This is a genomic window from Trichocoleus sp. FACHB-262 (assembly GCF_014696035.1).
In the GTDB taxonomy this organism is placed as follows: Bacteria; Cyanobacteriota; Cyanobacteriia; order FACHB-46; family FACHB-46; genus Trichocoleus.
In genome coordinates, this window is record NZ_JACJPK010000108.1 from 333,698 (window position 1) to 340,412 (window position 6,715).

Here is a 6,715-nt window from a genome sequence, read left to right on the forward strand (position 1 = left end):
GGGGAGGGGTCTTGCTAGGAGCAGGCGGCGTTTACCCATTGCTGGAGAGTAGACACCACTTCGGTGAGTGGGAGTTCCTGAACTGATTTGGTTGCCCGTTGCACCACTTCCACCTTGCCGTCTTTGAGTGACTTGCCTGTGACGATGCGGTAAGGAATGCCAATCAAGTCAGCATCTTTGAATTTGACCCCAGCCCGCTCATTCCGGTCATCCAGCAAGGTGTCGATTCCTGCCTGGTTTAGCTCGGAGTAAAGCGTTTCAGCCGCTTTGACTTGCTCGGCATCATTCACGTTAGGAATGACCACGATCGCTTGGTAAGGGGCGATCGCCACAGGCCAAATAATGCCATCTTTGTCGTAGGATTGCTCCACCGCCGCTTGGGCCACACGAGAAACGCCGACGCCATAGCACCCCATAATTAACGGTGCTTCTTCACCTTGCTCGTTGGTGTAAGTGGCTCCCATCGCCTTAGAGTACTTGGTGCCGAGTTGGAAGATATGACCCGCCTCAATGCCACGAGCGCTTTGCAGCGTTTGGCTAGGGTCATGCACCGCGCGATCGCCGAGTTTGGCTTTCCGCAAATCAACTACAAGTTTCGGCAACTGGAACTGGTCGCCCCAATTGGCCCCCACCACGTGATAACCCGACTCATTGGCTCCAGTGACAAAGTTCTTGAGGTCAACTGCTGTTTGGTCTACTAACTGCTTAAACTCCAAGATTGTTTTCTTTTGTTGCAAAAGCGACCGTAGTTGAGAAATTTGAGTTTTTAATCCTCCTTCTTCAGAGAAAGCATCATTTTCCTCAGAGGTTAATTCTTTTTTGGCACTCAACTCTTTAAGGTACGCTTCAACAGCTTTATTGATCTCGTCTAAGGCGTGGCTAGGGTCTGTAAGATTTGCTGTTGAAGGTATGTGCTTCCAGACTTTGTTCGCTTGACCTATAGCTTTCAGTGAGAAAACTCCCTTTAAATCTTCAGAGGATTCAAGTTTTACTTGATCTGAAAAGTACTTACTCCAATCTATTTGAGGTGCTATGTAACCAACAGGTAAAGGCTCTAACCCTGAAGTGACTCGCACTTTGGTCTCCAAAGGCTGTAAGGAGACAATTGTTACGTCACCTTTCAATCTTGAAAGCTCATTTTGTAGCTTGACCTCGTTTACTTCTTGATCGCCACGGATGGAAACTAGAACGATCCATCTGAATTCAAGAAAAACGCCCTTCTGCCGATATCGAACGTCGTACAAAACGTTCTTGACAATTTGGGTGGGGGAGCACTTGAGAAACTGGCAGAGCTTTTCAATCGTGTCAGTACCCGGAGTTTCGCGCTTCTCGTAGGTTGGGAAAGCCGAGGGTTCAGCATCCACAGGCAGCGACACTGCTTTCTCCACATTGGCGGCGTACTTGCCATCCTCGGTGTAGAGCACTTCGTCTTCGCCCGCTTCCGCCAGAATCATAAATTCCTGGGAGCCAGAACCCCCAATTGCGCCAGAGTCTGCTTCTACCGCGCGAAACGCCAACCCACAGCGCCGGAACATATTGCTATAAGCCTGGTGCATAGCCTGATAGGTTTCTTTCAGGCTGTCTTCTGTGGCGTGGAAAGAGTAGCCATCTTTCATGATGAACTCGCGTCCGCGCATCAAGCCAAAGCGAGGGCGAATTTCATCGCGGAACTTGGTCTGAATTTGATAGAGGTGAGTGGGCAACTGCCGGTAGGAGCGAATCATCTCCCGTGCGACTGTGGTGATCACCTCTTCGTGGGTAGGGCCGAGTCCCATTTCCCGCTCTTGGCGATCGACCAAAGAGAACATGATGCCTTCGGCTTTGGTGTAGGTATCCCAACGCCCTGACTCTTGCCACAACTCCGCAGGCTGCAATTGCGGCAGCAAGCATTCCTGCGCTCCCGTAGCATTCATTTCTTCTCGCACAATTTGGGAGACTTTTTGCAATACCCGCCACATCAGCGGCAAATAGGCATAGATCCCGCTACCAATCCGCCGGATATATCCTGCCCGCAACAACAATTTATGACTGGGGATTTCCGCTTCCGCTGGATCTTCCCGCAGTGTGACAAAGAGCATTTGAGACAGGCGCATAGGTTCCCCTTTCAGACCGGAGATTATTATCTCATTAACCGCTCAGACGTAGCTGCCCTCTAAGCAAAAGCGATAACAAACGGCGATCGCAGAATCAGCAGTACCATTCATCGGGCAGGTATGAGTGGCACAAATGCCACAGTTGGCTTGGGTAGGCAAAATCAACTCAGTGGCAGGATAAAGGCTAATCCCTTGTGTAATAAAAGCTTGCGCTTCCAACTCAGCGATCGTGTTGCAAATCAAGATTGCTTGAGTGATGCCTAGCGCCGTTCTATCCGCATTGATTTGGCGGAGCGTTTGGCTAAAACTTTCGCTGTCCTCACGGACTATAACCAACACCTTCTGCGGCAAGCTTTGAAAACCTACAGGCTTGGTTTCAGAGAAATAATCTTTGTATTGCAAGGAGACGGTGCCGTCTGGGTAGCGCAGCGTGCGGATATAGCGCAGAAACGGGATGGAGAACTGCCCTGTTGCATCTAAGGCGTACCACCAAGACTTATGCGAGGCTTCGTAGGACAGGTGCAAAATTTCCTGTGCTTGCTGAGGCCCAAATCCGACTTTTGTTAAAAGCGCGATCGCCTGAGCTAGAGAAACGTTGTGAGCTAGCGTCAGGGTTTCCGACTCGCATTTGGAGTGTTTGCTCTGGCTCGTTTTGGTCTGGTGGCGATAGGGACTATGGCACGATTCAGCTTCCCTTGAAGGCGTTGCAGGGGGAGAATCTGCCAAGACACATTTCACCGCCTCAAAGTGAACCACCGCATCCGCAGTTTGTTGATCCTGCAAGGGAATCCCGATTTCTGCGTTGACTTCGCCAATTTCGTGGGGTTGCGCGATCGCAGGCAAACAGTTCGTCAGCAGCGATTTCAGAACTTGTGGATCAGCGATCGCCAAGGCAATCTGGATTTGGTCATGGAGCGGTGTGGCGGGTAGATGCTCAGATACAGGATAGAACAGAGGGTGATTTGGCATGGAGAAAAACCCAACTCTGCGATCGCTGACAAGCCTGAGCGCTTTCCCCTCAGAATCAACCTGTCGTAGTTAAACCTCTAAGTATCTTTAACTCCAAACTAGAAGTTCGCTTTTCCCTGGATTGTCTTAAGAAATTGTGTCAGGGTCAGTCAGGGCGATCGCCAGCCAATCCTTCCTTGAAAACCCTTTCTTGAAATCAGTACTTGAGCCGCAATGACCAGCAACCCAACGCTCCTAGGAGCAGCAAACTCATGACCGAAGTCGGCTCAGGAATAGAATTAGGGTCAGTGCTACCTGGGGGAGGGAGAACTGGTGGTTCGGATGGAGTACCGGGACCAGAATCCGGATTGGTGGACCTGGTTTCAAAGAATGCGAGTCCTGAGACGCGAGTAAAGCCCGTATTCCCAACCAAAGTCGCTGCCGCAGTTTGCGGATTTAAGGTATACAGGGCGTTATTCACGGCAGCGTAGAGGGTGCCACTAGGAGCAAAGGTTAAGCCTGCTACAAAAGAACTGTCTAAGCCTGGATCACCAATGAAGGTGCTGGCTCCTGTAGTGGGGTCAATTGTATATAAATCTACTTGGTTTTGGCTGAGGCCAAAGAGCACGCCAGTGGGGTCAAAGGCCAAACCATCTAGGCTGGGAGTCAAGCTGTCGCGGGGCGTAATTTGAGTAGAGCTAAGTCCCGCAAGATTAAAGCTAAACAACGTTCCAGTGGGTCCAAAGCTGCTGGTCAAGAAACCAGTGCCATCTTTGCGAAAGGCTAACTCTCCTTCCCCATCTTCTTTAATGCCAACATCAAAAGTGTTGAGAGTCTTGGCGGTTAAAGGATCGAGTTGCAGAATCGTACCGCTCACTTGATCGTAGGTGTAGAGATTGTTGCCGTGGGTGGCTAAACCAAAAGGAGAGGCTCCTAAAGCTAATTGGCTAACCAGAGTCCCTTTACCCGAATCGGGGTCAATTTGAATTAGCTCGGAATTTAGGGTGGTGCCGTAGAGAGTTAAGCTTTGGATTGGAGCTGCCATCGCTAAGGCGATCGCTGTTGTGCCGATCGCACCTATTAGTAATTGATTTGGCCAATTCATTGCATTTCTGCCTCCAGCTACCCTGTAATGGGATGCTCACCGTAACTGACTGTCGGCTGGCTGAAGCGTTTCCAGCTCAACTCTTTTAACAGTGATGACAATGAGCGATCGCCCTCTTTAATTAACGCTGTTTCCGCAAAATTTGCCAGTAGCAGTCAACACAAGCGCAGCTTAATAGTGCGCCAAGCAGACCGTCAAACGGGGCGCTAAATAAAAAGGTCTGATAGAGCAGGAGCGAGAGAAACCTCTCATGCTACCTGAAACTATCAGACCCTAGGTTGTACAGATCTAGCGATTCGTTAAAGTTGACGAATCAACTGCTTATTTGGTTTCCGAGAACTCAGCGTCGATCACGTCATCGTCACCACCACCAGTTGGGCCGCCAGTCGGGCCAGCATCAGGACCAGGTGCTCCAGTTGCACCATCAGGAGCTGCGCCGCCACCCGCTTGCTGGTAGATGTTGCTACCAATGCTGTAGAGAGCTTGTTGCAATTCGGTCGTGAGTGACTTCATGCGATCGTAGTCTTCCTGGCTGGAAGCTTCCTTCAGGTCTTTGATCAAACCTTCAACCTTGGTCTTGTCGCCCGCAGGAACTTTGTCACCTAGCTCACCCATTTGCTTCTCAGCTTGGTAAGCCAAGGAGTCAGCTTGGTTCTTGAGGTCAATCCTCTCACGCCGCTCTTGGTCAGCTGCTGCGTTTTGCTCAGCTTCGCGAACCATGCGCTCCACATCGTCCTTGGGCAGAGTGGAAGCCCCAGTGATGCTGATCGACTGTTCTTTGCCAGTTCCTTTATCTTTGGCACGAACATTCAAGATACCGTTGGCATCAATGTCGAAGGTGACTTCGATTTGAGGCACGCCACGAGGAGCCGCAGGAATACCATCTAGACGGAACACACCCAAGTCTTTGTTGTCGTTGGCCATTTCCCGCTCACCTTGCAGGACATGGATTTCGACGTTGGTTTGACCATCTACCGCAGTTGAGAAGACTTCGGACTTCTTGGTAGGAATGGTGGTGTTGCGAGGAATAATCTTGGTCATCACACCGCCCAAGGTTTCCACACCTAGAGACAGCGGGGTTACGTCGAGGAGCAAGATGTCCTTGACTTCACCTGCAAGTACACCTGCTTGAATGGCTGCACCAACCGCTACGACTTCATCAGGGTTAACGGTCTGGTTGGGGTCTTTGCCCAGCACGCGCTTCACAATTTCTTGTACCGCCGGAATCCGGGTAGAACCACCTACGAGTACCACTTCGTCGATCGCGCTCTTGTCGAGTTTGGAGTCACGAAGAGCAGCTTCAACGGGGATACGGCAGCGATCGATCAAGTCTGCACACAGTTCTTCAAACTTGGCGCGAGTTAAGGTTGTGTCAAGGTGCTTCGGACCGTCTTGAGTCGCGGTGATGAAGGGCAGGTTGATTTCCGCTTGAGTAACACTAGACAGCTCAATTTTGGCTTTCTCAGCAGCTTCAGTCAGGCGCTGGAGAGCTTGCTTGTCTTTGCGGAGGTCGATGCCTTCAGCGCTACGGAATTGATCAGCGAGCCAATCTACGATCTTCTTGTCGAAATCGTCACCACCCAGGTGAGTGTCACCAGAGGTCGCTAATACTTCAAAGACACCATCGCCCACTTCTAGGATGGAAACGTCGAAGGTACCACCACCCAAGTCAAAGACGAGAACGGTTTCGTTGCTCTTGCGATCGAGACCGTAAGCCAAGGAAGCAGCCGTCGGCTCGTTGATGATCCGTAGCACTTCCACCCCAGCGATTTTGCCAGCATCTTTGGTAGCTTGGCGCTGGGAGTCGTTGAAGTAAGCAGGAACGGTGATGACTGCTTGAGTTACTGTGTCACCTAAGTACTTGCTAGCGTCTTCGATCAACTTCCGCAGAACTTGGGCAGAAATTTCTTCAGGCGCAAATTGCTTGCCCTGAGCGGGGGAGTCGATTTTGACGTTGCCGTTGCCGTTGAGGACTTTGTAGGAAACTTCGGTGAGTTCGTTTGATACTTCGTCAAAGCGACGACCGATGAACCGCTTCACTGAGTAGAAGGTGTTTTCGGGGTTCATCACCGCTTGGCGCTTAGCGATTTGACCCACGAGGCGATCGCCATTCTTTGCAAAGGCGACAACCGACGGGGTGGTGCGGAAGCCTTCTGCATTTGCAATCACAGTAGGCTTGCCACCCTCCATCACCGCAACACACGAGTTTGTCGTGCCTAAATCAATACCAACAACTTTTGCCATAAAATTCTCCGGCTCTATTCAATTCAATACAAAAGACTTAGCGATTTCAGAGGCCAAGTTTGGTTAGAGGTGGGGCAGGGTGAGACCTGAACTGGAGTTTTGTCGGCAGCTAAGCTACTGTGTGACGCCAGACCAGACTAACCGCACTAATCTCTATACTGCTTGTCCTTGGCCTTTCTCTTGAAGGGGTATTTACCGAACCTGGATGGTCGGTTCTGGAGAGATGGCTTCGTTTCTGCCCCTTTTTAGGAAGAGAATCCGAGCCTTGGGGGCACTCGCCCCCAAACCCCCGCTGAGGGACGGCTGCGTCCCCCCGACCCCCCCC

The 6,715-nt window shown here is 51.0% G+C and carries 4 protein-coding genes; all 4 read right to left on the reverse strand.

The features are described from left to right. Positions 1–14: 14 nt before the first annotated feature. The 4 genes from proS to dnaK all read right to left on the reverse strand — a co-directional run bounded on the left by proS (position 15) and on the right by dnaK (position 6,390). Complete coding sequence (gene proS, locus H6F68_RS27060) at positions 15–2,093, reverse strand: proline--tRNA ligase (RefSeq protein WP_190563838.1); 2,079 nt, start codon at positions 2,091–2,093, stop codon at positions 15–17. Positions 2,094–2,135: 42 nt separating this feature from the next. After that, a complete protein-coding gene (locus H6F68_RS27065; RefSeq protein WP_190563840.1) occupies positions 2,136–3,062 on the reverse strand; it encodes a hypothetical protein in 927 nt (308 codons plus the stop codon). 196 nt (positions 3,063–3,258) lie between these two features. Next, on the reverse strand, positions 3,259–4,146 hold the full coding sequence (locus H6F68_RS27070; RefSeq protein WP_190563842.1) for a hypothetical protein: 888 nt from the start codon (positions 4,144–4,146) through the stop codon (positions 3,259–3,261). Positions 4,147–4,467: 321 nt separating this feature from the next. After that, positions 4,468–6,390: a molecular chaperone DnaK gene (gene dnaK, locus H6F68_RS27075; RefSeq protein WP_190433173.1), complete on the reverse strand. Its 1,923-nt coding sequence runs from the start codon at positions 6,388–6,390 to the stop codon at positions 4,468–4,470. Positions 6,391–6,715 lie beyond the last annotated feature (325 nt).